Source organism: Mycobacterium sp. NTMscope_MAC_269, from assembly GCF_976985695.1.
Genome location: NZ_OZ335668.1, coordinates 4,854,065 through 4,879,611, shown reverse-complemented (window position 1 = coordinate 4,879,611; position 25,547 = coordinate 4,854,065). Strand labels below are relative to the sequence as shown.

Here is a 25,547-nt window from a genome sequence, read left to right as displayed (position 1 = left end):
GCAACGTGACGGGGATAACCCGCCTCGGCTCCGCCGATCACGCGATGCGCTGGCCATCGACGCCGACGACCCCGCCCTAGCTGGCGTTTATCGCGCCCGAGCAAACCCGTGCACGCCCGAGCCGGTCCGCCGCGACCGCCGTCGGTCGTCCAAGGTCAGGCGGGGGAAGCCCACCCCGGCGGTTGTTCCCAGGAAAGTTGTGGGTAAGTCTTGATTCGATGGGTATTCGCCGCCGCCGGAGGAAATGGGCACGTAAAGAAATCAGGGTCGCCGATCCCGCGATGCGCCGAACCATCATGGGCACCGCGATCGGAAACTTCATGGAGTGGTACGACTTCGGCGTCTACGGCTACATCGCGACCACGATCGCCCAAGTGTTCTACCCCGGCAAGAACGTCAGCGGAGTCCACCTGATCGCGACCTTCGGCACGCTCGCGGCGGCGTTCGTGGTGCGTCCGCTCGGCGGGTTCATCTTCGGTCCGCTGGGGGACCGCATCGGGCGTCACCGGGTCCTGGTGGTCACCATCCTGATGATGACGGTGAGCACGACCGTGACGGGCCTGCTGCCCACCTACAGCACCATCGGCATCTGGGCGCCGATCCTGCTCGTCCTCGCGCGCATATTCCAGGGCCTGTCGACCGGCGGCGAGTACGTCGGCGCCATGACCTATCTCGTCGAGCAGGCCCCCGACAACAAACGCGGCATGATGGTCGGGTTCCTGCCGATGGGCAATCTGGTGGGGTTCGTCCTGGCCGGCCTGCTGGTGACCGGGCTGCAGACCTGGCTGCCCGAGGACGCCATGCTGACCTACGGCTGGCGGATTCCGCTGCTTTTGGGCCTGCCTTTCGGCCTGGTAGCCCTGTTCCTGCGGCTACGGCTCGAGGAATCATCGGCCTACCAGAGTGCCCACGAGGGCGCGCACTCGGGCGACCAGGGCCGGCAACCGATTCGCCGCACCATCATCGAGCAGTGGCGGCCGATGCTGATCTGCGCGGCGCTGGTGCTGACCTCCCAGGTCGCCGACTTCATGCTCACCGGATACCTGCCGACATACCTGCGGCTCTTCGTGCGCGTAGGCCACACCGCCGGACTGGTCATGATCGTGTCCACGTTGGCGATCCTGATGGGCACCGTGGTGCTCGTCGCCGCCCTGTCCGATCGCATCGGCGTCAAACCCATCATGTGGACGGGCTGCGGCCTGCTGATCGTGGCCTCCATCCCGGCGTTCCTGCTCATCCGCTTCGGCGGCATCTATCCCGTGATCTTCATCGGCGTGCTGCTGATCGGCTTGATGGAACTGTGCTTCGACAGCACCGGGCCGGCCATGCTGCCGGCGCTGTTTCCCACCAACGTGCGTTACGGCGCGCTGGCCATCTCCTACAACATCTCGATTTCACTCGTCGGCGGCATCACCCCGCTGATCGCCCAGGCCGTGGTATCGGGCACCGGCAACGTGATGGTGCCGGCCTACATGCTGATCTTCGGGGGTGTGGTGGGAGCGATCACCCTGCTGTTCACCCCCGAAGTCGCCGGCAAGCCGTTGCCCGGCTCCGGGCCCGCGGTCGAAACCGAGCGGGAGGCTCGCGCGCTCGCCGACGACGTCCGCTGACGCCCATCTCCCGGCTCGTCGGCCCGTTCGGGTGTGGCCGGTGCCCGCCGTGGCTATTAGGAGGTAGGCCGTCCATCCGGTTGGGCGGCGCGACGGCAACAGTTGGGGGCGACACGCATGGAACCGATATCACCGACGGATGCGCTGTTCCTCATCGGCGAATCCCGCGAGCATCCGATGCACGTGGGCTCGTTGCAGCTCTTCGAGCCGCCCGAGGGCGCCGGCCCCCATTTCGTGCGCGAGTGCTATCAGGCGATGCTCGAGTGCACGGACGTGCAACCGGCCTTCAGCAAGCGTCCGGCCTTCTTCGGCGGCGTCACCAACGTCGCGTGGTCCTTCGACAAGGAGGTCGAGCTCGACTATCACCTCCGCCGTTCGGCGCTGCCGGAGCCCGGACGGGTCCGGGACCTCTTGGAGCTGGTCTCGCGGCTGCACGGGAGCCTGCTCGACCGGCACCGCCCGATGTGGGAGGCCCACCTGGTCGAAGGTCTGCAGGACGGGCGGTACGCCGTGTACACCAAGTACCACCACTCGCTCATGGACGGCGTCTCGGCGCTACGCCTGCTGCAGCGGGCCTTCACCTCCGATCCCGACGATGACGAGGTGCGGGTCCCGTGGAGCCTGCCCCCGCGCAAGCGCGGCGGACGCAAACGTCCGTCCCTGATCGAGCGGGTCGGCCGCACGGCGGGATCGGCGGTGGCGTTGGCACCGTCCACGCTGAAGCTCGCGCGCGCGGCGCTGCTCGAACAACAACTCACGCTCCCGTTCCAGGCGCCGCGGTCGATGTTCAATGTCCGGATCGGCGGTGCACGGCGGGTGGCCGCTCAGTCCTGGCCGTTGGAGCGCATCAACGCGGTCAAGGCCGCGGCCGGCGTCACGGTCAACGACGTGATACTCGCCATGTCCGCCGGGGCGCTGCGGGCCTACCTGCTGGATCAGAACGCGCTGCCGGACGCGCCGCTGACCGCGATGGTCCCGGTCAATCTGCGCAAGGACGACGACGACCGCGGCGGCAACATGGTGGGCACCTTCCTGTGCAACCTCGCCACCGACCTCGACGACCCGGCGAGGCGGCTCGAGATCATCAGCGCGTCCATCCGCGACACCAAAGAGGTGTTCTGGCAGCTGCCTCCCGTTCAGCAGTTGGCCCTGTCGGCCTTCAACATCGGGGGACTGTTCTTCGGGCTGATCCCCGGCTACCTCTCCGCGGCTTCACCGCCGTTCAACATCGTCATCTCGAATGTATCGACGGGCGGCTCGGAGCAGCTGTACTGGCGCGGGGCCCGCTTGGACGGAAACTATCCGCTGTCCATCCCCCTCGACGGGCAGGCGGTCAACATCACGGTGACCAACAACGCCGACAACCTCGATTTCGGCCTGGTCGGCTGCCGTCGCAGCGTCCCGCACCTGCAGCGCATGCTCGGCCACCTCGAGGAGTCGCTGAAGGACTTGGAGATCGCCACCGGAGCCTGAGTCACAATGCGGCACGGCGTTTTCCGGGCGTTCAGGGCAGTTTGATCACCGACACGTACATCTCGACGATCGGGCGAAAAAGGTCCACATCATCGAGTTGGCTGCCCAACACGACCGAATCGCTGGTGGCGACGAGCACCTGGGCGAACGTCGACGCGGGAATCAGCAACGTCCCACCCAGCCGGTCGATGCCCGCCACGATGAACTTTGCCAGCGCCTCGACGGCCTCTGATCTCTTGGCGGCCACCCGTTCCCGCGCCTCGGGATTGCGCAGCAGGTACAGCATGAACTCGTGACCTAACGCGGCGTGCTCGGCCCCGCGGTCGCGGCTGAGCTGGCTCCAGCGCTTGGCGATCTCATCGAGTTCGCGCGCACCGACCTGCGTCGCCGGAGCCATCACCTCGGTGAAGTTGACGAAGTACCGACGCCAGTAGCGATCGCTGACCGCCAGAAACAGATCTTCCTTCGTCGAAAAGTGTTTGTAGATCGCGCCTTTCGTGTAGCCGGCGGCGTGGGCGATATCGTCGAGCGTCGCCGCGACGAATCCCTTGTCGCCGAAGACTTCCTCGGCGGCGTCGATCAGCAGCGAGCGAGTGTGCTCGAGGCGGCGCTCTCGCGTCCAACGCTCAACCATGCGCCAGATTCTGCCAGACCTTGCAAGAACCTATTCCGTTTCTCAGATACTCATGAGTATATTGCTCGGAGCGTGGCGTGCCGATCGGGAGGAGACCACCGTCATGAGCGATCTCGCCAACAGGGGCCGGGCCTCGTCCGTGACCGAATCACTGTCCGGCGCGGCCGAACTGGACGCGCAGGGTCGGTCCTCGGTGCGGCCGATCAAGATCTGGGCCGCCGCAGGCGGCGCGCTATTGCTGCTCCAGCTCTATGTGTGGATCCGGTGGATCACCGGACCCTATTTCGAGCGGGTGCCCGCGGGACCGAGCGAGCCACCGATGTACATGAAGGTGCCGCTCATGGCGAACGCGGTGGTCCTGTGGGTCGCCCTGCCCGTCGTCGTGTGGTGGTTCTTCATCAGACCGTGGCGGCGCGAACGGCGAATCACGCTGGACGGCATGCTCGTTGTGTCGATGGGCCTGATGTTCTTCCAGGATCCGTTGCTGAACTACTTCAACACGTGGTGCACATACAACACCTGGCTGTTCAACCGGGGTTCCTGGTCGTCCAACATCCCGGGTTGGGTCTCCCCGGAGGAACCGGGTCGCCAGGTGGCCGAGCCCCTCTTGACCAACACGCCGGGTTACGCATATGGCGTCCTGCTGATCACGATCGTCGGGTGTTGGATCATGCGCAAAATCAAGACGCGTTGGCCGAATATCAGCAATCTTCGGTTGGTCCTCGTCACTTACGCGCTCGCATTCGTGTTCGACTTCATCATGGAGGGTCTGGTCCTGCTACCTATCGGCTTCTACACGTACCCCGGTGCCATCAGGGCCGTGTCGATCAACGCCGACACCTACTACCAATGGCCGGTCTACGAAGGCCTCATGTGGGGTGGCGTGCAGGCGGCGCTGTGTTGTCTGCGTTTCTTCACCGACGATCGTGGCCGCACCGTCGTCGAGCGCGGATCCGACGGCGTTGCAGGAGGATTCGCGAGACAGCAGTTCACCCGGTTTCTGGCGATCTTCGCCGGGGTCAGCGCGTGCTTCTTCTTCTTTTACAACGTGCCCGCGCAATGGATCGGAATGCACTCCGACCCGTGGCCGCAAGACCACCAGAAGCGTTCGTACTTCAACGGCGGCATCTGCGGTGACGGGACGGACACCCCATGCCCGAATCCCGCCCTGCCGATACCCACCAAGCGCTCCGGATACGTCGACGTGCACGGCCATCTGGTCCTTCCGCCGGGCGCCCAGCTGCCGGGCGTCATCCCCTTCGAACGGGCGCGAGGCCGCTAGGTGCTGACGAACTCCCAGCCGACCGTTCACCCGGCATCGGAGGCACCGTTCTACCGGCCGGCCGGCGACGAGGTGGCGGTCTTTCGCGCGGCGGCGCGCCGCGGCCTGCCGGTGCTGCTGAAGGGACCGACGGGATGCGGCAAGACGCGCTTCGTGGAGGCGATGGCCCACGCGCTCGGACGCAATCTGATCACCGTCGCCGCGCACGAAGACATGACGTCGGCGGACCTGGTCGGGCGGTTCCTTCTCAAAGGGGGAGAAACGATTTGGGTGGATGGCCCGTTGACCCGGGCCGTCCGAGAGGGCGCGATCTGCTATCTGGACGAAATCGTCGAGGCGCGCCAGGACACCACGGTGGTCATCCATCCGCTCGCCGATCATCGCCGCGAGCTGCTGGTCGACCGGCTGGGAACGACGGTGCCCGCGACGCCGGGATTTCAACTGGTCATTTCCTACAATCCCGGCTACCAAAGCGTGCTCAAGAACATCAAGGAGTCGACCCGGCAGCGATTCGTAGCCATCGAACTCGACTTCCCGTCCGTCGAGGCCGAGGCGGAAATCGTTGCGCACGAAGCGGGAATCGACGTGGCGACAGCGCGCGCTCTGGTCACCGTCGCCGACGCGATCCGAAGACTCGATGGCTCACCGCTGCGCGAAGTGTCGTCCACCCGCATGCTGATACTGGCCGGCAGCCTGGCCGCCGAAGGACTCAACCTGCGCGGCGCCGTCGAGGCGGCGATCGTCCGGATCCTGTCCGACGATCGCGAGGTCGTCGCCGCCCTCGGCGAGCTCGTCGATTCCCTACTGCCCACGACGTGATGGATACGGATCCCGTTCACCCGCAACGGTATCGGCTCCTCGCCACCTACCTGGCCGGCCGGGCCGTCGACGTCGCCGAAGCCGCCGCCGGCCAGGACGCCTACACGAACGGCGACGTCATCTTCGTCGCGGTGGGCGCCTCCGCCGAGCGGCAGCGCCGGCAGGTGGTGGTCCAGAGCGCGCTGCTCGGTGCGGGCAGCCTCGACCGGCGGCGGGTGAAGCGACTCCGGGGCCGCCCCGCGATCGCCCGGCGCTACCTCGCGCTGGAAGGCCACCGGGTGCTCGCGGACCTCGCCCCCACCGTCGCGCTGGCGGCGGCACTTCGCCCCGACGGCGAGCCACGCACCGCAACGGCGGACCACTCCCTCGAAATGGCCAGGGGCACAACCACGATCGCCGGCCCCCCGGTATGGTTCGGTGCCATCCGACCGGCACAACTCCTGGCATCGTCGGATCGCCGGTCCACCGAGGCCACGGATACGGATCTGCGCACGGCGATCGAGCTCGCCGCCGCGCGGGAGCCCGATGACGACGACGACCCTTCCGCCGAGGAAAGCAAGATCCTCAAGCTGTTCGACAACCCGCTGTTCAGTTCTCGGGCACTGATGAACTTCCTGCGAAAACTGTTGGGTGAGAAGCCGTCGCGCGGCGACGACTCGCCGGGCGGCGAGCTTCAGGCCCGCTCGATCCGGCCGGCACGAACGGTCGGCGCGTCGGCCCGTCCACTTGCGACCCGCATCAATTTCGTCGACGACAGGCCCGGCGCGGCATGGAGAATCGGCGGTGCCCTGCATCCCGAGTGGGATGTCTTCCACAATCGTTATCGGGCGGACTGGTGTCGCGTGATCGATTTTCCGCTCACCGACCCCACCGGCATCGCGGCCGCGCACGTGTCGGACGATGACGAGTTACGGCGGCGATTGGCGCGCGTCGGCCTCGGCCCCAGGCTCTTACGAGCGCGTACCGACGGAGACGAAATCGACATCGAGGCACTCGTCGATTTCTTCGTCGACCTGCGCTCGGGTTGTTCGCCCACGGAGGCCGTCTACACCCAACGCCGCAACGTCGTGCGGAATCTCGGCGTCCTCATTCTGCTCGACGCGTCCGGATCGGCCACCGACGCCGACCACCAGGGAAACACGGTCCACGACCACCAGCGGCGCGCGGCGGCCACCGTGGCGATGACCCTGGAGGAACTCGGCGACCGCGTGGCCATCTACGCGTTTCGATCCCACGGACGCCATGCCGTGCACCTGCCGGCCATCAAAACGTTCGGACAGCGCTTCGGCGCCGCGCAACGCGCGCGGCTCAATCAGCTTGAGCCGTCGGGCTATACGCGCCTCGGTGCGGCGATTCGCGGGGCGGGCACGATCCTCAACGCGCATGCCGGCACACCGAACCGGCTGCTTCTCGTCCTGTCCGACGGGTGCCCGTATGACGACGGTTACGACGGCCGCTACGCGGAAGCCGACGCGAACAAGGCGCTCGAGGAACTCCGCGGCGATGGCGTCGCGTGTCTGTGTCTTTCCCTCGGAAGTAGCACCGCCGCCGACGAGCTCGAGCGCGTCTTCGGCGCCGCCCGCTACGCCAGCGCCGCGACCCTGGCCGAGGTGAGCCCGCGGATGGACGAGATGTTTCTGACGGCCCTACGCGAGCGCGTGGCGCCGGGACCGACATGAGGCCGGCGCGTGTACCACGACACCTACTGTAAGGTCCACGGTAATACCGCGCATGTCCGCTTCGGGGAAGGGTGAGCCATGCCAAGCACTGTTGATACGCGCAGTCAGCTCCGGCCCGACGTCGATCTGACCGACGGCGCCTTCTACGCGGGTGACTCGCGGCCGGTCTATCGGTGGATGCGCGAGAACGAGCCGGTCTTTCGGGACCGCAACGGGCTGGCCGCCGCCGCGACGTATCAGGCGGTGATCGACGCCGAGCGGGCGCCCGAGCTGTTCTCCAACGCGGGCGGCATCCGGCCGGACCAGGACGCGCCGCCCATGATGATCGCGATGGATGACCCCGCTCACCTGTTGCGGCGCAAGCTCGTCAATGCGGGCTTCACTCGTAAACGCGTCAAGGACCGGGAGGCGTCGATCGGCGCGCTGTGCGACGCCCTGATCGACAACGTCTGCGAACGCGGCGAATGCGACTTCGTCTGGGACCTGGCCGCCCCGCTGCCCATGGCGGTCATCGGCGACATGCTGGGCGTCCTCCCCGAAGAGCGTCAGATGTTTTTGCGCTGGTCCGACGACATGGTCACCCTGCTCAGCAGCACGACCGCGCAAGAGGACTTCCAGGTCTCCATCGACGCCTTCGCGGCCTACACCGAATACATGACGAGGATGATCGCCGCACGCAAGGCCGAGCCGACCGACGACTTGGTCAGCGTGCTGGTGCAGGCGGAGGTCGACGGTGAGAAGCTGGCCGACCACGAGATCGTGACCGAGGTGCTGTTGTTGCTCATCGGCGGCGACGAGACCACCCGGCACACGCTGTCCGGCGGCACCGCGCAGATCCTGCGCCACGCGGACCAGCACCGACAACTGGTCGACGACGTGGCGCTGCTCCCCAACGCGATCGAGGAGATGCTGAGGTGGACCGCGCCGGTCAAGAACATGGCCCGCACGATGACCGCCGATATCGAGTTTCACGGCACCCAGCTCGCGCAGGGCGAGAAGATCATTCTGCTCTTCGAATCGGCGAACTTCGACGAAGCGGTGTTCGGCGATCCCGAGTGCTTCCGAATTGACCGCTACCCCAACAACCATCTGGCATTCGGCTTCGGCACCCATTTCTGCCTGGGCAACCAGCTGGCACGCCTGGAGCTCTCGATGATGCTCGAACGCTTACTCAAACGCCTGCCCGACATGGAACTGGCGTCGCCCAACCCACTGCCGCTGCGGCCGGCCAACTTCGTCAGCGGCCTGGAGAGCATGCCGGTCAAGTTCACACCCTCGGCCCCGTTGGGCGGCTGAAAGCTATTGCTGGACCGCGCTATCGGCTTCGGTCGCGTAATCCAGGTAGACGCTGGTGCCGTTGGGACGCGCGTGGATGGTGCAGTGATCGGCGAGGCTGTGCATCAGCGTGATGCCGCGCGAGGCGCGCGGATCGTTGCTCTGCCTCGATGAGGGTTTGCGCCATCTGCCGCGATCGCTGACGCATACGCGGATCGACTCGGCGTCGGGATCGTAGCTGGCCTGCAGTTTCATCCCCCCGGCCTCGCGGCTGGAGCGGTAGGCGTGCTCGACGCAGTTGGCCAGCGCTTCGTTCACCCCCAGAACGACGTCCTCACGAATATCGTCCGATGCACGCACCTCGCGCCGCAGCCACTGTTGCAGGGCACGGCGCCACTGCGCCGCCGTATCGGGGCGGGCTGTGCCGGCGAGCGTCAAGCGCACCGGCGCGGCTGTCTCCGGCAGTAGTGGACTCATGAAAACCGCATACCCAGATGCGGTTGGGGCGATAACCTTCGCGCGGTATCGCTTCGGCCACAGACAGGTTTCCATCCAGGATCGCCTGGTCACAGCGCCGCGAAGCGGTCAGCCCCGAGGGCGCGGTGTCAGTACGGGCGTCACAAGTTCGCCGGTGTCGAGGTAGCTGTCGAGATTATGGATCGCCAGCAGCGCCATCGCCCGGCGGGTCCGGGCCGTGGCGCTGCCGATGTGCGGGAGAAGGACCACGTTGTCCAGGTCACACAGTTCGGCCGGCACGTGCGGTTCGTCGGCGAAGACGTCCAAGCCCGCACCCGCCAGGCCCCCGCTGACCAGCAGCTCCACCAGCGCCTCCTGATCGACGACGCTGCCGCGGGCGATGTTGATCAGATATCCCTCGGGACCCAGCGCCGCCAGCACGGCGCGGTCGACCAGCTTGTGGGCGTCGTGGTCGCCCGTGGTGGCGACGACCAGCACGTCGACCGACTCGGCGAGTTCCACGGCCGACGGGGCGTAGCGGTACGGCGACCCGTCGATGCGGCGACGGTTGTGATACGCGATGGCGCAATCGAATCCGAGCAACCTGGTGGCGATCGCCGAACCGATACGGCCGAGGCCCAGAATGCCCACCTGAAGGCCACTGAGGTCCCTGGCGTACGGAAACCGACCCTCGCCCGCCCACCGGCCCGCCCGCACGTAACGATCGGCGGCGCCGAAACGGCGCAGCGTCATCAGCATCAGGCCCAGTGCCGTATCGGCGACGGTGCCCGACAGCACGTCGGGGGTGTTGCTCACGCCGATACCGCGGCGCTCCGCCGCCTCCAGGTCGATCAGGTCCACCCCGGCCCCGTTGTTGACGATGGCCTCCAGGTTGGGCAGCGCCGCGATGGTGTCGGCGTCGACGCCCGGCGGCCCCCAGGTCAGCAGCACACGCACGTCGGCGGCATGCTCGGCCAGGAATCGGGCGCGCGCCGGGCCGTCGGGAAGTTTCGCAATGTCGTAGCGCGCGGCCAGCTCCTCTTCAAGCGCCGGCTCCAGCTCGCCGACCCGCAGCACGCCGCTCAGATCCTTGGCGGTCACGTCCCCATCATGCGTGACGCCCGCGCCGTGATAGCTCGACGGGCGCGGGAAGCAATCGCGACACCGCGCGGTTGAACCGCGAATGCGCATCGGTGTCGTCTTCCCGCAGACCGAGCTTGGATCAGACCCCGTCGTCTTGCGTGCCTACGCCCAGCGCGTCGAGGAACTCGGGTTCGCCCACATCCTCGCCTATGACCACGTCGTCGGCGCCGACACGGCGGTGCACCAGGGCTTCGAGGGCCCCTACGACATCGACTCGACCTTTCACGAGCCGTTCGTCATGTTGGGCTACCTGGCCGCGGTCACCACCCTCGAACTCGTCACCGGCGTCATCATTTTGCCGCAACGACAGTCGGTGCTGGTGGCCAAGCAGGCCGCCGAGGTCGACCTGCTGACCGGCGGGCGCTTCCGGCTCGGCGTCGGATTGGGCTGGAACGCCGTGGAGTACGAAGCGCTCGGGGAGACGTTCACCAATCGCGGGAGGCGCTCCGAGGAACAGGTCGAGCTCATGCGCACGCTGTGGACGCAGCGCTCGGTCACCTTCAAGGGTGAGTACCACACCGTGACCGGCGCCGGCCTGGCACCGCTGCCCAACCAGCGTCCGATCCCGGTGTGGTTCGGCGCGGCCTCCGACCGGGCCTACGAACGCGCCGGTCGCCTCGGCGACGGGTGGTTTCCGATGACTGCGCCCGGTCCGGCCCTCGACCGCGCGCTTGCGCAGGTGAACCGCGCGGCCGAAGCGGTGGGGCGGGATCCGCGGGCAATCGGGATGGAAGGCCGGGTCAGCTGGACCGGCGACCCCGAGAAGCTCGCCGCCGAGGTCGCCGCATGGCGGGCCGCCGGCGCCAGCCATGTGTCGGTGAACACCATGAAGGCCGGCTTGGCGAACGTCGAGGACCACCTGGCCGTGTTGGAGCGAGTGACCGCCGACCTGAAGTAGCGGCCCGCGTCAGGCGCGTCCGTCCCCGGAGAGCTGCGCGACCAGACTCAGGTGTGCGTTGCGCCGGTGCGGTTTTGACCAGTTCGATTCGTGCCCAACGGATTCCGACGCGATCGTTTCGCGGAGATGGACTTCGCCACCAGTGGCGGTGTGCCGGCGCTGCCAGTCACTGATCGCCTGATGGGCCGCATGGTCGAGGTAGTTCGTGAGCAGGTGCAGCGTCACCGACGTCCGTTCCGGGATGGACGCCAGTACACCGGTCAGCTTCGGCAACGACAGGAAAGTGCACGCCCCCTCGACGACGACGTGCCAGCCATCGTCCACGGGCCTGGCCTCGATCCGTGCGCGCACCACCCGCCATCCGGTCACCACGACGGCCAGGGCGAGTCCGATCAAGACGCCGTGCAGCAGATTGAGGAAGACGACGCTGACGATGGTCACCAGGTAGACCGCGAGATCGCCGTTGCGCAAGGCGGTTTCGATGTGCGCCGGTTTCAACAGCTCGATCCCGATGACGATCAGAAGGCCGGCAAGCGCGGCGGTCGGAATCTTTTCGACCAGCCCGGCGAAGGGCACGGCGAAGAGCAGGATCCAGAACCCGTGCATGATCGTCGAGGCACGCGTTTTCGCACCGGCGTTCACGTTGGCCGCGCTGCGCACGATGACACCCGCGATGGGCAGACCGCCGATCGCGCCGGAGGCGATGTTCGCGGCGCCCTGCCCGATCAGTTCGCGGTTGAAGTCGGTTCGCGGCCCGTTGTGCATGCGATCGATCGACACCGCGGTTAGCAGGCTCTGGACGCTGGTGATCAGGGTGACCGTGATGACGGCGACCACGACGGCTCCCCAATTCCCGTGCGGCACCGACGGCAATTGCAGCGCGTCGAGCACAGAGCCGTTCAGGACGATGCGGGATACGTGGAACGGGAACATCACCGAGATCGCGGTGACGACCACGATGGCGACCAGTGGGCCCGGAATGCTGGCAACCCGCGCCGGCGCCCACCGCCAGGCGACGAGAATGGCAATCACCAGCAGCCCCAGCACCAGCCCCGGGCGGTGCGCGCCGAGAATCTGCGCGGGCAGCCCCGTGACATTGCTCCATGCCGAGCTTTGCGAGGCGCCGCCCAGCAACACGTGCACCTGCTGTAAGGCAATGGTGATCCCGATACCGGCCAGCATGGCGTGCACCACGACGGGCGAGATGGCCAGTGCGGCGCGCGCGATGCGGCTGAATCCCAACACAACTTGCAGGATCCCGGCGATGACGGTGATGAAACAGGTTACGGCCCAGCCGAACTGATGCACGACGTCCGCGACGATGACCGTGAGCCCGGCGGCGGGCCCACTGACCTGCAGCGGTGACCCCCCGATCCATCCGGCGACGATGCCCCCGACGATCGCCGCGATCAAACCGGCGAGAACGGGCGCGTCCGAAGCGATTGCGATCCCGAGCGACAACGGGAGCGCCACCAGGAAAACCACCAATGACGCGGGCAGGTCGTATTGGGCAGCTTCGCGCAGCCGGTCAATGCGCGACGATGCGCCTTGCTCCACACCTTGTCGGCCCGGCGATTCAGCGTGTTGCAAGAGCCCTCTCCTGAATTCGTCAATGGCGGTGGACTTTTGGATATCCATCCGACAACGCCCAAGCCAAACAATGCGTAAAGTCGCGCGGCGCAGGCGAATACAAATCGATGAACACCGTTGTCCAGCTGGGCGTGCCTGGCCCCTGCGTACGAAAGTAGGTGGGCACGCAACACCGGTCAACCGGACGGGCGGGGCGCATATCGAATGCAAATGTTTCGCGGGACGGCCAACGGTGACGAGAACCCTTATTCCAGAACGAAGACCGGGATCTGTCGAACCGTTTTGTTCTGGTATTGCGCGTACGGCGGAAAGGCTTCGACGGCTCGCTGCCACCACTCGTCACGCTCGGGTCCGTCGAGTTCGCGAGCACTGAGCGCGGCAACCTTGTCCCCGTCTTGCAGCGTCACCGCCGGGTTCGCCTTGACGTTCGCGTACCACGCGGGATGCTCGGGGGCGCCACCGTGGGACGCGATGATGGCGTAGCGGCCGTCCTTCTCGACCCGCATCAGCGGTACATACCGCTGCTTGCCGGACTTGGCCCCCGTGACGGTCACCAGGACGACGGGCCGGTCGAAGACCTCAACGCCGTCAGTGGTGCCGCGACTCAAGATTTGTTCGGTCTGCTCGCGGACCCAACCCCTGGGACTCAGCTCGATGTCATTGCCCATGACGACAGTGAACACCACTGGCGGCCTGCGCGGGGACGGGTACAGTTTGACTCGTAATTTATATAAGCTAACTAATCACGCGCATCGTCGCCGAGGGGAGATTGGCGTGGCCCGCACCGAGAACGACACATGGGATCTGGCGTCCAGCGTCGGAGCCACCGCGACAGCGGTCGCCGCACAGCGCGCGATCGCCTCCTGCGGCCCGGACGCCCTGCTGAATGACCCGTGGGCCGACCCGCTCGTTCGCGCCGTCGGCACCGAGGCCTTCATCAAGCTCCTCGACACCCGGCTCGACCGCAGCGACGATCCGCTGCTGAACCGGCAGGCCGTCAAGGAGCAGATCACGGTGCGCACCCGGTTCTTCGACGAGTTCTTCATGCAGGCGGCGGGCTCAGGCCTCCGGCAAGCGGTCATCCTGGCGTCCGGACTGGACACCAGGGCCTACCGACTGGCCTGGCCGACGGGCACGATCGTCTACGAGCTCGACCAACCCGAGGTCATCGAGTTCAAGACGCGGACGCTGGCCGGCCTGGGCGCCACGCCCGGCGCGGAGCGGCGAACGGTCCCGATCGACCTGCGAGAAGACTGGCCGGCGGCGCTCGCGGACGCCGGGTTCGACGCTGGGCAGCCGACCGCCTGGAGCGCCGAGGGGCTGCTCGTGTACTTGCCGCCCGAGGCGCAAGACCGCCTGTTCGACAACATCGCCGCGGTGTCGGCGACCGGCAGCCGTATCGCCACGGAGCACTTGGACCTGCGCAAGATTCCGTCGGATTGGGCACAGAAGCTGACCGAGCGGTCTCGGCGCATCGGCTCCGGCATCAATCTGGCGGAGCTTTTCTACACCGGTGAGCGCAACACCGCGGCCGAGTACCTCTCCGCACGCGGGTGGCAGATCGACATACGGACCACCGAGCAGGCCTTCGCCGCGCAGGGGTTCGGGGTGCCCAACGACGAGCTGGCCTCCTTCGGCGACGCGTCGGGCTACCTGACCGCGACATTGCGGTAGCCGCCGCCGGCGACGTCACCGCGCATATATCAACCTTCTTGACACATATCAGGGCGGTTGATATCAATGGTGGTATGACTCAGCCAACGCACGAGATGTTCGAAGCCGCTTACCGGGGCGAGGCCCCCGAGATGGGCGAGGGCAACCGGCCGCCGTGGAGCATCGGTGAGCCGCAGCCGGAGATCGCGGCCCTCATCGAGGGCGGCAAATTCCATGGTGACGTGCTCGATGCCGGTTGCGGTGAGGCGGCGGTGTCGCTGTTCCTGGCCGAACGCGGTTTCACCACAGTGGGCCTGGACCAGTCGCCTACTGCCATCGAGTTGGCGCGCGAGAAGGCCGCCAGGCGCGGCCTCACCGGCGCCACCTTCGACGTCGCGGACATCAGCGCCTTCACCGGATACGACGGGCGGTTCGGAACCATCGTCGACAGCACCCTGTTCCACTCGATGCCCGTTGAGCTGCGCGACGGCTATCAACAGTCGATCGTGCGGGCCGCCGCGCCCGGGGCGTCGTATTTTGTTCTGGTCTTCGACCGCGCCGCGATGCCGGCCGACGGCCCGGTCAATGCGGTCACCGAAGACGAACTGCGCGACGTGGTCTCCAAGTACTGGGTGATCGACGAGATCCGCCCGGCACGTATCCACGCCAACGTGCCCGAAGGCTTCATGGAGGGTTTCCAGGCCTTCGCCGGTGACATCCGCGATGAGGGCAACGGCCGTAAGTCCGTCGGAGCCTGGTTACTGTCGGCGCACCTCGGCTAGCGGCGCGGCGGACGGCGCGCCTACCGGCCGTCCCAGCTCTCCGGGAGCATCGGCAGACGGGCGCTGGCGCCGGACTCGTTGCCGGCCAAGGTGATCAGGCCCGCCGCCCGCACGTCGGGCTTGGGCAGCGTCCCGGTGAAACCCTCGATCGAGCCGCGGGAGTCCGAAGCCAGAACCCGATCGGGTAGGGACGAGTTAACCGCGGCGGATTCGTCGTCGCCCTCGATGAATTCGTATCGATACCCGGGGTCGATGACCGAACGCGGGCGGCGCCGTGACCGTGCCTGTTCCGGTTCCGGCGCCGTCGCGCGCACCGCCGCCGCGGCCCCCTGCGCGGCCCGCAGTTCGGTTCCGGTGCGGCTCTGCGCTTTCGCGCCCATGCCCAGACCGAGGCCGCCCACCATGTAGCCGAAGCCCTCGGCGCCGCTCACCGGAGCGGGGGGCGTGGGGGGCGCCGCGGGCGGCGCAACGGCGGAGACCGCGGTCGCCGGGGCCGAGACCACCGAGGTGGCCGGCGCAACCGGGGTGCTCGGGGCCATGGGGGCCATCGCCGGCGCCACCGACACCAGCGGTGGCTGCACCCCCACGACGGCCGGCTGGGGGACCTCGGCGACGGGTGCGGGGGTCGGCGCAGCGATCCCGGCCAACCCCGCCAGGCCGGCCAGTCCGGCGAGTCCTCCCAGGCTGGTGATGGACAGGCTCAAGGCGACCTGCAGCAGCAGCGGCAGCTCCTGGAGAATGAACCGCAGTGTTCTGATCGTCCAGTTGATGATCCGAAAGGTCTGCCACGCAATGAAATAATTCATCAGCGCCGGGAACGTGGACGGGTTGAGCAGCCCTGAAGCGTTCTGCTGCAGCCACGCCGCGGCCTGGGCGTTGCCGTTGAAGAAGTTCCCGAGGTTCTGCAGATATTCCGACGGGCTCCAGTTCGGTTGGCCCTGACCGGGGATCTTCTCGCCGTCTGGTCCGAAGAGCATCTCCCAGATCTCTTCGGGTGTGGGTAACTGGAACGACCCGGTGCCGTTACCCCCTCCGCCGCCGTTCCCGCCGCCGGAGCCGCTGCCCGCCCCCGTTCCGGTTCCGCTGCCAGTGCCCGTTCCCGTGCCCGTCCCGGTGCCGGTGCCGGTGCCGGTGCCGGTCCCGCTGCCGGCTCCCGTCCCGGTGCCGCTGCCGGTTCCCTTCCCGCTGCCCGACCCGGCGCCGCTGGTCAACTGGACGGCCTCGGTCGTGACCTGGTAGGTGCTCATCGTGGTGGCCGCCTGAGTCCACATCCGCGCGTAGTCGGCTTCGTTGAGCGCAATCGGAATCGTATTGACCCCAAAGAAATTCGTTGCGACCAAGGCGGCGTGCATGGCATGGTTGGCGGCCAACTCCGGCAACGTCGGCATCGCGGCCAGCGCGACCGTGTATGCGGTGGCCACTCCCTGATGTTGGGCGGCCGCCTCCGCGCTCAGCGTGCCGGCGAGCTCGAGCCAGGCCAGATACGGCATGTGTGCGGCCACATACGTTTCCGCGGTGGGGCCATCCCACACCCCGGCCGATCCGGTCAGCACTGTCGTCAATTCGGTTGCCGCCGACTGGTATTGGGAGCTCAAGGTTGCCCACGTTCCCGCGGCCGCCAGCATTGGACCCGGTCCCGGACCGCTGCTCAACAACGTCGAATGCACTTCTGGCGGCAGCGCCATCCATACCGGGGCGGTCATCGTCAGCCGCCTGCCACCAGATACGTCGCCGCGTCGGCCGCATCCTCGGCGGCGTAACCGACGCCGGCCAGGCTCACACCCAACCCGGCCCGGCCCAACACCTCCACGCCCTTGGCCGCGGCGGCAGTATGCTGGCTGCCCCTGCCACTGAAAACGGCGGCGGCGCCAAGCGATACCGGATCGGCCGCCGGTGGAACCACCGCCGAGACCACCGGGGCGGCGGCCGCATGCGCGGCCGCGAGTTGGGCGGTGATCGCCTCCACCGCCGTGCTCGTCGCGGCCAGGCCCTCGGGGAGAACTCGTAGCGTCATAGCGGCCACTCCTCAATTCGTCTGTTGTAACCCACACAAAGCGCCACCACCCAGGCGAGCAGTCCGGCCAGGAACCCGAAAATCATGTGCCAGCCCGCCTTTTCGAGTAGCCCGCTCGACACCCAATGACCGCCGGCGTGCAGACCGAACATCGAACTGGCCAGTGCCACAAGGTGAATCGGCGCGGCAGCTACCGACAACAACCACCGCCTCACCCGCACCACCGGCAGGGCGGCGGCGGCGTACAGCAACGCCGCCGCGGCCACATAGCGACTACTCCACAATGGGTCGCTCCACCCGTGCATCGGCAACGTCGCCACCGTGGCGCCCGCCCCGACCGCGAGCACCGTCTCGCGCCGGACGGTCACCAGCGCCACCGCCACCAGCAGTGTCAGCCAGACCAACCCACGATGCCCGGGCAGGCCGAGCGGGATCCGGAGATCGGTGGAGGCGACGATCGTGGCGACCGCGAGCAGGGGAAACACCGCCTCGCGGACAGCCGTGAAACCGGCCGCCGGGCTTTGCATCACGGTCACCCGGAAAGCATAGATTGCCGGCCCCGGCCCTGCCCCTCATTTGCGGAATATTCACAGGATAAGATCCGAAAATGCGCAGCTATACGCGGCCGTTTCGGGTAGTCGCGGTCTTGGCCATCAGCGCCGGGGTCGCTGCGTGCGGAGCCTCGGGGACCGACAGTCAACTCGTCGTGCAGGACAATCACCGCGTGCTCGACCGGTTCACCATCGCGCAGCTGCAGCACCTCCCCCAGGTGGAGATCGCCACGCCGCAATCGCACGGCGCGCAGGTTCAGAAGGGTCCCAGCGTGCGCTCGATTCTCAACGCCGCAGGCGCTTCCGATGCCGCCAGGGTGCGGGTGGAAGGGCGCGACCCGGCCCAGACGCTGGTCGCCGCCGCGCTCGACGATCAGACCATCCTCAGCTTCACCAAACGCAACACGCTCAAGCTGACGGGCGCACGCCTCAGCCGCGACCAATGGGTCCGCGATGTCAGCGCCCTGGTGGTCAACCCGTGACCGGAGCTTCCGCGCTCGCCGGTGTGGACCTGCTCGTCGGCATCGACGACACCGACAACCCCTACACGCCCGGCACCGGCCGGCGGGCCCGCGCGCTGCTCCACGAGCTGGCGGCGGCGGGCCTCGGCTCGCCCGCCGGCGCCACCCGCCATCAGCTGCTCGTCGACGACCGGATCCCCTATACGTCGCACAATTCGAGCGCCTGCCTGGCGTGGCGCAGCGCCGACGGCGACCCACACGCGGTGCGAGCCGGGATCATCGAACTCGCCGGGCGGTTCCTGGAACGAGTCTGCCCACCCGATGCCGACCCCGGCCTCGCCGTCGTTATTCCGGGGGACCTCGGCGACGCCGTGCGGCTCATCGACTTCGGTTACCGCGCCAAGCGAGACGTCTTGCCTCCCGGCGAAGCCCGCGAACTCGCCCCGGCGCTGGGCGTGCATTTGTCGGGACACGGGGGCACCCGGGAGGGCATGACCGGCGCGCTGGCGGCAGTCGGCCTGCACCTGTCCGGCAACGACGGGCTGTTCATCACCTTGCCCGGCATCCGCAAGCTGCCCCACCACGCCACCCTCGACACCGTCCGCACCCTGACACCGATCGATCTCGCCCGCGACGACCTGCATCGCCGGCCGGCATCCGGCGAGGTGATCGAACTGGGCGACTGGGTGCGTCCGGTACTGCTCGAGGGACTGGCCGTCTTGCTGCTCGAGCCACCGCGGCAGCAGGACGGCGGCGGCAGAACGTGGCGGACGGCACCGCGCGCCGTGGTCAAACAGTATTGAGTGTTTCGATGCGTGCGATTCGGGAGACCCTGACAGGAGTCATTGCAGACGTTCGGAGGAGATCCCGGTGGATCAGGAAGTCAACATCGACTCGCCCGCTGCGCCCGAGGACGCCCGGAAGACAACCGAGGAACAGCGCAAACTGCAGGAACAGCTCGAGCACCAGAACGAAGACCTGGACGCGCCGGGTTTGCATCAGTCACGGCACGACACCCCCGACGAGAGCACGCGCTAGCTTTCGCGGCAACCGTTGATTCCCAAGGTATTTCGTCCGTCCGTCGCCGTCGATCAGCCTTCGCTGTGTTCGGCGCGGGCCCGGAGGTCGTGGGCGAGTGCCGCGGCGGCAACCCAGGTCAGGGTGAGGCCCCCGAGGGCGGCGGAGGGGATGGCCCACACGCGTCGGGCTATCAGCGCGTTATTGCATTGGCCCACGTAGTCGCGGCCCGCCGGGTGTGGCGCGCCGGCGGTTGCGTTCTGGCCGGCGGGCTTCTGCTCGGCGTTGAAGGCCTGGGTCAGATCCGTCGTAAAGCCACTGCCGCATTTCACTTGCCAGCCGAATTGGTCATAGGCCTCGATGAAGACGGGGAACCGCAGCGCGAAGAGTCCCCCGGCCAAGAACAACACCGCCGCGAAGACAATGAGCGGTCCGCGGGTGATCATGCGCCTGAACCCCCTAGGTCATGCAAACGTTGGAGAACAGCAGCACCGGCCAGGACACGATCGAGCCGAGGAACGACACCACCAGATCGGCGCCGTGCATGTCGTGCAGATGTGTTGTGTGGGTGCTCGACCAGATCACGCCGACGATCAGGTACGGCGTGCCCAGCAGGATGCCCAGTCCCAGCAGTTCGGCGATGGACAACTGATACTCGAGGAACTTGCGGAGCCTGCTGAGCATGAGCAACCCTTTCGCGCGGGCGCTGCCGGAGTCGCCGCCGACCCACACCAAGCGATGAGGACCACCACATTCCGGCGCGCGGACTAGACGCTGAATATGTTAATTCCCATTCGGAGGATTTGGTAGTGTCCCAGGCCGATCGTCGGTGATTAGCGTCAGGACTCTACGCGGAGATGCGCTGCCGGAACGGCACGTTCGACCTCGACCGATTCGCTATCGCTGCCGCCGCGTCGCAGCAAGTGCAGCGCCGTTCTAGGCGTCGGGAGACGCGGCCGGGCGGCCGAGCACCGTCACTTCCATCAGGCGACGAACCGTGAGGGCGGCGGACTGACTGGTATCGGGGTACACGAGCCGCCCGATGTCCACCGCGAGCGCGAATGCGGCGTGCACGGCGTAGCGCGCGCGACCGAGGGTGAGTTCCGGTCTGGCCGCTACGGCCAACCGGGCCCAGGATTCGACGGTGGAGCGCTGAATGTTGTACAGCAGCACCGCATCTGTGTCGGGCAGGTTGTGACGCTCGGTGTAATACACGCACGCGAGTTCGGGGTTGGCCAGCGACCGGGTCACATAGGCGTCGATGAGCCGCGCGAGCGCCCGCTCCGGATCGTCGCTGGTGGCCAGGATGCTGGACAGGTCGCCGGAGAGTTGGTCGGCGGCTCGCCGGTAGTAGACCGCCAAGATGGCGGCCTTGCCCGGGAAGTACTGGTAGATGCTGGCAACGGGAATGCCCACCGCGGCGGCGATGTCTTCCATGCCGGTCTCGCGGTAACCGCGTTCGTTGAACAGGCGCATCGATTCGTGCAGCAGCAGTTCGTAGCTGCCGGCGGCGCTGGTCAGCGTCGACGTCCGCAGCGGTTCGGCGCCACGTTCGCGCTGCACCGGCAACTCGGCGTGCGATACCGCGGTCGCGACATCGGTGAGCGCCGCCCGGATCTCCGCGTTGCCGAGGCGCGACCGATGGTCGGTGATGCTGCCGATGACGCTCAGCGTGGCCGCCGACAGCAACCAGCGTTGCCGCGATGTGAGTTTCGGGCGCAGCCTGACCAACGGCCGCTGCAGGCGCCGGTTGATCAGTTTGATCTGGTCCGCCGAGGCGCGTTGGTCGTCGCCACGCAGATAGCGACCTTCCCACCGATACAGTCCGCCGGTGGTGCGGTTGACGATCGTGGTGTCGATCAGCGCACGGGTGAGCGCGCTGAGGACTTTGTCGGGATCGGCGTCGGCGGGCAGGTCGTCGGCGAACGCCGTGGCATCGACGAGTTGCTGGCCCAGCGCCAAGACGACATCGCGGAACAAGTCGTATTTGCCCTGCGAATGCCGGTACAGCGCGGCCGCGGAGATCCCGACCCGGGCCGCGATGTTTTCCATGCTGACCGCGTGGTAGCCCAACTCGCTGAAGGCATCGGTGGCGGCGCGCGCGATCTGGACCTTGCGGTCCTTGGGGCGCCGCTTCACGGGATCCGCCGACGAGCGGCTAGCCGATGGCATACAGATCACCGTAGCCGCAGCGGCGGCTGACCGGGCGATCGGTGGACGACCGCTTTTGTGGTGATGGCAAGCTGAGAACGCGCGGCGGCGCCCAGCGTCATACCCGAGCTCATTGGACGTCCAACCCCGTTACGCCCCGCCGAATTCCGGCCGCAGCACCGAGCTGAGCGCGCTGAGGGGGATGTGTGGCTCGACGGTGCCTCCGTCCATAAACCATTGCTGGGACTGCCCGTACTGGATCGGGGAGTCGTGCCCGACCGGGTAGTCCGGCATGTAGAGAATCAGCTCGTCGGGCGTGAGGACCCACGCTTTGTAGCCCCCGGAGAACACCTTGTCCGGTGTCCAGCGGTCGACGGTGAACGGATATGTCCCCGGGGTGTGCTGCCATGCGGCGCGGTCGAGCGCCTCTTGAACGAAGGGTTCGGCCAACGGCGGGATGGCGGTCAGCGGGTCGACGCCGGGTTTGGTGATGTCAGTCAGCTGCAACCGGCGGCCACCCGCCATGTCGAAGGTGAAGGTCCGATAGGCGTTGTTGAACGACGGTCCGTCGGCATGGTAGTCCTCGTGGAAGGCCACGCTCAGCGCCCGCCCGTGGGGGAAAACCTGAAAGTTCTCCTCGCCCCAGCTGTCTTGGACCATCGAGGCGCCCTTCGTGCGCCAGTTGTTCATCAGGTTGCGCAGGTATTCGCGGATTGGGGGGCCGCTGGTGGGGTGTTCGACCAGATCGCCGGGCAGGGCCATCTTGATGTCGCGCACAGCTTTTCGCTCGGATGTCACCGAGGTGTGACAGTACTGTCCGTCCCAATCGCCGCCGAGGTCGCCGCAAAACGACTGAGCCGACGCTGAGGCCGCCGGCGCCGTCACCACCGCGGCGGCCACCGCCGCAACACTGGCCGAAAGCCGCAGAGTCCGCATGACCGAAATGCCCTAGGGTAGTTCGACTTTGCTGGCCAGCCAACGGCCGCCGACATTGTCCATCGTGATCTTCATGCGGCTCCGGTCGACGCGGCCGTCGGGACGCACCGCGTTGCTGACCGTCTGGTCGACCATCAACAACACCACCACCCTGGTTTTGCTCTGGGATTCGATCGCGGAGTCGACGACGGTCCCGTGCGCGGTGGCCTTGTTGTCGACCAGCAACTGCCGTAGCTGAACGCTGGCCTTGGTGTATGTGTCCTTGAATTCCCCTGTGGCCCCGTCGAGTACGGCGGAGAAGTTCTGGTCGACCTGGTTGGAGTCGATGCTGGTCAGCACCTGGGCGTAGTTGACCGCGGTCCGCTGGGCGGCCTGCCCGGCCTGGCTCACCGTGTGCTCGTCCCACAGCTTGGCGCCCAGCCCGCCCGCGAGGCCGAACGCACCCAGGTAGACGGCGACCACCAGGACGATGCGCGCGCGCCGTTTCCACTGGCGCTTGGTGGTTTTGGTCTTTTGCGAGTCAATACCCGACGCGGCTTGCCGGTCATCGTCGGGTGGCTTCTCGATGTCCTCGGCGGCGTCGCATTCTTGGTCGGCGGTCACGGTCACGGTGTCTCCTCGAAGTCTGGGATGTCGGTGGGATCAGTGGGGCGGTTCGATCGGCAGCACCGGCCCGCCGTAGGGAGTCGGAATGGTGAACCGCCCCTTCGGTGTTGGGTCGGCGGTTTGGCCGAGGTCGGCGCCGGCGGGCGGGCCCGCCGTGTCGTCGCCGCCTGGGCGGGGCGCATTCTTGGCGCCCCGGATCAACACCTGGGGGTCGTCGTCGCGGCAGTAGGTGTACAGGAACGGTTCGGGGTAGTCCGCCGACGACGACGGCCGACGCGGGGTGCCGTAGTCACAGGTGTAGCGCGGGTAGATGTCGGCGGTCGCCCACAGCCCGTGCTCGTGCATGGTGGTCATCAGTGCCTCGAGCGTGGACCCGCGATAGTTCGGGAAGACCGCGTTCAAGGCCGGGACCCGGACGTAGATGATCCGCGCGGTGGTCACCAGGTTGCCCAGCAGGCCGACCATGGTGTCGGAGTTGTCGTCGAACAGGTTGTCCACCGAGGACATCGCGTGCGGGGTCTGATCGACGAATCTGCGGTAGCCGCGGTCCATCTTGTTCACCCCGGTCATCAGGTCACCGACATTGCGTGCCGCCACCGCGAGCCCGGCATTCTTGTCGGAGAGGGTGGTCAGGACCACGCGACTGGTCTTGAGCATGCTGACGGTCTGCGGCAGCACCGGGTCCATCGTCGAGAGCAAAAAGGTGGAGCCATCGATGATGTCGGTGAGCTTTTGCGGCCCTTCCTTGCTCAAACTCAGTTCCCGCTTGACGATTTCGAGCTTCTTCGGGTCCGTTTGGGCGAGCATGCCGTCGGCGTCGGCGAGGACCTGGGACAGCGGGATGGGAGTCGTGGTGCGCTGTGGGCCGATCACACTGCCGTTCGACAGGAACGGACCGCTGTTGGAGGCGGGCTCGAAATCGATGTACTGCTCGCCGGCGGGCGAGAGTCCGGAGACCCGCACCGGGCTGGCGGTAGGAATCTTGATGTTCGCGTCGATGTTTGCGATCGCCTCGATGCCGGTGGGTGTGGGCCGCAGCGACTGGATTCGACCGACCCGGATCCCGCGGACCGAGACGTCCTGGTTGGCCAGCAGACCGCCGGATTCGGGGAGCCGGATCGTGACCTGGTAGGTGGAGGCCAGCGGGTTGACCCGCAGGGCGCCGATCGCCAGGTAGGCCGAGCCGACCACGAGGGTGAGCACCAGGGCGATGCCGGACAGCCAGGCGCGCTGGCGGTGACCGGTTCTGACCGCGGTGACGATGAGTCGGGCGAGGGTGTCGATCACCGCGGCGGCTCCGGGCTCATGGGATCCGGGGGCGCTTCTCCCCCGGGCACCGGCGGAAGGGGAGGACCGCTTGGGGTCCACGGACTTTGGCCCATCGGCGTTTGCGGCCCGCGGCCCACCACGCGTTCCTGCAGGCGCCACAACACGTACTTGATCGAACCGATCATGTAGTTCCAGTCGCGGCGCATGGGTCCGTGAAATGCCGGATCGCCTTTGAAGCCGCCCGTCTCCGCCCCGGTACCCGGCCGCGATCCCATGACCAGGCGATCGAAGCTTCCACGTACCGAAATGGCGTCGCTGGACGTGGTTTTCACGAACGGCGGGATCAGCCGGTTCAGGCCGGCGAGGCTGGTGTCGGGGCTCAACACGACGTCGTTCCATGCCGCGGCAATGGTGTTGGCGTCCTTGATGACGCTGCGGCCGGTCTTGTCGGTGCCCGCGATGGAGGGGAATTTGGAAAGCTGGCGGGTCGTGGCGCCGAGTTCGTCGACGACGTCGGCGATTTCATCGGCGTTGTCTGACAACACGTTCGTTGCCGGCCCGACGGCCTGAAGGACCTCGGTGATCGCCTGGTTCTTTTCGTCCAGCCGATCGGCCAGGCCCGCCGTCTCGGTCACCGCCGCGTCGATCTGGTCCGAGCGGGCATTGAGCTTGCCCAGCAAGAGATTCGTCCGGTTGATCAGGGCACCGAACGCGCGTCCTTGGTCTCCGGTCGCCTTACCGGCGCCGTTGACGATAGTGGTGAAGTTGCGGACCGCACCGCCGTTGACGAGCAGCGCGGCCGAACTGAGCACGCTCTCGACGGTGGCGGCCGCGCGGGTGGCGGGCAACCCGATGGTTTCGCCGCCCTTGAGCAGCGGCGCATTCGGGTCCATCGGTGTCGGTGGCTTGATGGCAACGAAGACGTCGCCGAGCGGCGTCGCGGACCGCAGCTCGGCGGTGCTGCCGACGGGTATGCGCACGCCGTCCATGATGCGCAGGGTGGTCACCGCGGTGTAGTTGCGCGCGACCATCTTTTCGAGTTGTCCGACGTCGGCGCCGGCCAGTTTGACCTTGGCGTGGGCGGGCAGATTCAGCGCGTTGGAGAATACGGCGTTGAGCAGGTAGCCACCGCCGCCGATTCCCGGTGCCGGTAACGGCAAGCTGGCCAGCCCGTTGGTGGCGCAGCCCGAACTGACCATGACGGCGCTCAGCGCCGCGGCCAATGCCTTGTGTTTGCCCCTGTTCATC

Annotated in this window: 27 protein-coding genes; 12 read left to right on the top strand and 15 right to left on the bottom strand. The window is 67.2% G+C overall.

Annotated elements, in window-relative coordinates:
* Window positions 1-281 precede the first annotated feature (281 nt).
* Both ACZ50Z_RS23145 and ACZ50Z_RS23140 read left to right on the top strand, forming a co-directional pair.
* Window positions 282-1,610 carry an MFS transporter gene (locus tag ACZ50Z_RS23145; protein WP_464486368.1) on the top strand — a complete coding sequence of 443 codons (1,329 nt, stop codon included), beginning with the start codon at window positions 282-284 and terminating at the stop codon, window positions 1,608-1,610.
* Window positions 1,611-1,727: 117 nt separating this feature from the next.
* The gene (locus ACZ50Z_RS23140; protein ID WP_464485646.1) at window positions 1,728-3,083 is read left to right on the top strand and encodes a WS/DGAT/MGAT family O-acyltransferase; all 1,356 of its coding nucleotides are present in this window, start codon (window positions 1,728-1,730) and stop codon (window positions 3,081-3,083) included.
* A gap of 31 nt (window positions 3,084-3,114) precedes the next feature.
* On the opposite strand, the gene ACZ50Z_RS23135 is transcribed toward ACZ50Z_RS23140, so the two are convergent.
* Entirely contained in the window at window positions 3,115-3,717 is a 603-nt protein-coding gene (locus ACZ50Z_RS23135) for a TetR/AcrR family transcriptional regulator (RefSeq protein ID WP_464485645.1), read from the bottom strand.
* 103 nt (window positions 3,718-3,820) lie between these two features.
* Here ACZ50Z_RS23135 and ACZ50Z_RS23130 point away from each other — a divergent pair, with 103 nt between their 5' ends.
* The 4 genes from ACZ50Z_RS23130 (at window position 3,821) to ACZ50Z_RS23115 (ending at window position 8,793) form a co-directional block, all read left to right on the top strand.
* Complete coding sequence (locus tag ACZ50Z_RS23130; protein ID WP_464485644.1) at window positions 3,821-4,999, top strand: spirocyclase AveC family protein; 1,179 nt, start codon at window positions 3,821-3,823, stop codon at window positions 4,997-4,999.
* Window positions 5,000-5,818 carry an AAA family ATPase gene (locus ACZ50Z_RS23125; RefSeq protein ID WP_464485643.1) on the top strand — a complete coding sequence of 273 codons (819 nt, stop codon included), beginning with the start codon at window positions 5,000-5,002 and terminating at the stop codon, window positions 5,816-5,818. It abuts the gene before it with no gap.
* Window positions 5,818-7,497, top strand: coding sequence for a nitric oxide reductase activation protein NorD (locus tag ACZ50Z_RS23120; RefSeq protein WP_464486367.1), 1,680 nt, complete (start codon window positions 5,818-5,820; stop codon window positions 7,495-7,497). The genes ACZ50Z_RS23125 and ACZ50Z_RS23120 overlap by 1 nt, the downstream gene beginning before the upstream one ends.
* A gap of 78 nt (window positions 7,498-7,575) precedes the next feature.
* A complete protein-coding gene (locus ACZ50Z_RS23115; protein ID WP_464485642.1) occupies window positions 7,576-8,793 on the top strand; it encodes a cytochrome P450 in 1,218 nt (405 codons plus the stop codon).
* 3 nt (window positions 8,794-8,796) lie between these two features.
* On the opposite strand, the gene ACZ50Z_RS23110 is transcribed toward ACZ50Z_RS23115, so the two are convergent.
* Both ACZ50Z_RS23110 and ACZ50Z_RS23105 read right to left on the bottom strand, forming a co-directional pair.
* The gene (locus tag ACZ50Z_RS23110) at window positions 8,797-9,216 is read right to left on the bottom strand and encodes an ATP-binding protein (protein ID WP_464486366.1); all 420 of its coding nucleotides are present in this window, start codon (window positions 9,214-9,216) and stop codon (window positions 8,797-8,799) included.
* A 141-nt stretch (window positions 9,217-9,357) separates the two neighbouring features.
* Window positions 9,358-10,329: a 2-hydroxyacid dehydrogenase gene (locus ACZ50Z_RS23105; protein ID WP_464485641.1), complete on the bottom strand. Its 972-nt coding sequence runs from the start codon at window positions 10,327-10,329 to the stop codon at window positions 9,358-9,360.
* 82 nt (window positions 10,330-10,411) lie between these two features.
* On the opposite strand from ACZ50Z_RS23105, the gene ACZ50Z_RS23100 reads away from it, so the two are divergent.
* Entirely contained in the window at window positions 10,412-11,269 is an 858-nt protein-coding gene (locus tag ACZ50Z_RS23100; protein ID WP_464485640.1) for an LLM class F420-dependent oxidoreductase, read from the top strand.
* A gap of 9 nt (window positions 11,270-11,278) precedes the next feature.
* Here the strand turns inward: ACZ50Z_RS23100 and ACZ50Z_RS23095 are convergent, their stop codons facing one another.
* Both ACZ50Z_RS23095 and ACZ50Z_RS23090 read right to left on the bottom strand, forming a co-directional pair.
* Window positions 11,279-12,826 (bottom strand): SulP family inorganic anion transporter, encoded by a 1,548-nt coding sequence (locus ACZ50Z_RS23095; protein ID WP_464486365.1) that lies wholly within the window; start codon window positions 12,824-12,826, stop codon window positions 11,279-11,281.
* Window positions 12,827-13,104: 278 nt separating this feature from the next.
* Window positions 13,105-13,527 (bottom strand): nitroreductase family deazaflavin-dependent oxidoreductase, encoded by a 423-nt coding sequence (locus tag ACZ50Z_RS23090; protein ID WP_464485639.1) that lies wholly within the window; start codon window positions 13,525-13,527, stop codon window positions 13,105-13,107.
* Window positions 13,528-13,633: 106 nt separating this feature from the next.
* On the opposite strand from ACZ50Z_RS23090, the gene ACZ50Z_RS23085 reads away from it, so the two are divergent.
* Both ACZ50Z_RS23085 and ACZ50Z_RS23080 read left to right on the top strand, forming a co-directional pair.
* On the top strand, window positions 13,634-14,533 hold the full coding sequence (locus ACZ50Z_RS23085) for an SAM-dependent methyltransferase (RefSeq protein WP_464485638.1): 900 nt from the start codon (window positions 13,634-13,636) through the stop codon (window positions 14,531-14,533).
* A 74-nt stretch (window positions 14,534-14,607) separates the two neighbouring features.
* A complete protein-coding gene (locus ACZ50Z_RS23080; protein WP_464485637.1) occupies window positions 14,608-15,294 on the top strand; it encodes a class I SAM-dependent methyltransferase in 687 nt (228 codons plus the stop codon).
* 20 nt (window positions 15,295-15,314) lie between these two features.
* Here the strand turns inward: ACZ50Z_RS23080 and ACZ50Z_RS23075 are convergent, their stop codons facing one another.
* The 3 genes from ACZ50Z_RS23075 to ACZ50Z_RS23065 are packed head-to-tail and all read right to left on the bottom strand — an operon-like array spanning window position 15,315 to window position 17,844.
* Window positions 15,315-16,997 (bottom strand): PPE domain-containing protein, encoded by a 1,683-nt coding sequence (locus tag ACZ50Z_RS23075; protein WP_464485636.1) that lies wholly within the window; start codon window positions 16,995-16,997, stop codon window positions 15,315-15,317.
* A gap of 2 nt (window positions 16,998-16,999) precedes the next feature.
* Window positions 17,000-17,308 carry a PE family protein gene (locus ACZ50Z_RS23070; protein ID WP_464485635.1) on the bottom strand — a complete coding sequence of 103 codons (309 nt, stop codon included), beginning with the start codon at window positions 17,306-17,308 and terminating at the stop codon, window positions 17,000-17,002.
* Window positions 17,305-17,844, bottom strand: coding sequence for a hypothetical protein (locus ACZ50Z_RS23065; RefSeq protein WP_464485634.1), 540 nt, complete (start codon window positions 17,842-17,844; stop codon window positions 17,305-17,307). The genes ACZ50Z_RS23070 and ACZ50Z_RS23065 overlap by 4 nt, the downstream gene beginning before the upstream one ends.
* 71 nt (window positions 17,845-17,915) lie before the next feature.
* Here ACZ50Z_RS23065 and ACZ50Z_RS23060 point away from each other — a divergent pair, with 71 nt between their 5' ends.
* The 3 genes from ACZ50Z_RS23060 (at window position 17,916) to ACZ50Z_RS23050 (ending at window position 19,358) form a co-directional block, all read left to right on the top strand.
* Complete coding sequence (locus ACZ50Z_RS23060) at window positions 17,916-18,341, top strand: hypothetical protein (protein ID WP_464485633.1); 426 nt, start codon at window positions 17,916-17,918, stop codon at window positions 18,339-18,341.
* Window positions 18,338-19,123: a hypothetical protein gene (locus ACZ50Z_RS23055; protein WP_464485632.1), complete on the top strand. Its 786-nt coding sequence runs from the start codon at window positions 18,338-18,340 to the stop codon at window positions 19,121-19,123. Before ACZ50Z_RS23060 ends, ACZ50Z_RS23055 begins: the two co-directional genes overlap by 4 nt.
* A 67-nt stretch (window positions 19,124-19,190) precedes the next feature.
* Window positions 19,191-19,358, top strand: coding sequence for a hypothetical protein (locus ACZ50Z_RS23050; RefSeq protein WP_464485631.1), 168 nt, complete (start codon window positions 19,191-19,193; stop codon window positions 19,356-19,358).
* A gap of 53 nt (window positions 19,359-19,411) precedes the next feature.
* On the opposite strand, the gene ACZ50Z_RS23045 is transcribed toward ACZ50Z_RS23050, so the two are convergent.
* The 7 genes from ACZ50Z_RS23045 to ACZ50Z_RS23015 all read right to left on the bottom strand — a co-directional run bounded on the left by ACZ50Z_RS23045 (window position 19,412) and on the right by ACZ50Z_RS23015 (window position 25,546).
* Window positions 19,412-19,783 (bottom strand): hypothetical protein, encoded by a 372-nt coding sequence (locus tag ACZ50Z_RS23045; RefSeq protein WP_464485630.1) that lies wholly within the window; start codon window positions 19,781-19,783, stop codon window positions 19,412-19,414.
* Window positions 19,784-19,796: 13 nt separating this feature from the next.
* The gene (locus tag ACZ50Z_RS23040) at window positions 19,797-20,021 is read right to left on the bottom strand and encodes a hypothetical protein (RefSeq protein WP_464485629.1); all 225 of its coding nucleotides are present in this window, start codon (window positions 20,019-20,021) and stop codon (window positions 19,797-19,799) included.
* 252 nt (window positions 20,022-20,273) lie between these two features.
* The gene (locus ACZ50Z_RS23035) at window positions 20,274-21,509 is read right to left on the bottom strand and encodes a TetR/AcrR family transcriptional regulator (RefSeq protein WP_464485628.1); all 1,236 of its coding nucleotides are present in this window, start codon (window positions 21,507-21,509) and stop codon (window positions 20,274-20,276) included.
* Between the two features lie 129 nt (window positions 21,510-21,638).
* Window positions 21,639-22,424 (bottom strand): mannan-binding family protein, encoded by a 786-nt coding sequence (locus tag ACZ50Z_RS23030; RefSeq protein ID WP_464485627.1) that lies wholly within the window; start codon window positions 22,422-22,424, stop codon window positions 21,639-21,641.
* Between the two features lie 12 nt (window positions 22,425-22,436).
* Window positions 22,437-23,033, bottom strand: a complete 597-nt coding sequence (locus ACZ50Z_RS23025; RefSeq protein WP_464485626.1) for an Mce protein — start codon at window positions 23,031-23,033, stop codon at window positions 22,437-22,439.
* A 33-nt stretch (window positions 23,034-23,066) separates the two neighbouring features.
* Window positions 23,067-24,317, bottom strand: coding sequence for an MlaD family protein (locus ACZ50Z_RS23020; protein ID WP_464485625.1), 1,251 nt, complete (start codon window positions 24,315-24,317; stop codon window positions 23,067-23,069).
* Window positions 24,314-25,546: an MlaD family protein gene (locus tag ACZ50Z_RS23015; protein ID WP_464485624.1), complete on the bottom strand. Its 1,233-nt coding sequence runs from the start codon at window positions 25,544-25,546 to the stop codon at window positions 24,314-24,316. Before ACZ50Z_RS23015 ends, ACZ50Z_RS23020 begins: the two co-directional genes overlap by 4 nt.
* Window position 25,547 lies beyond the last annotated feature (1 nt).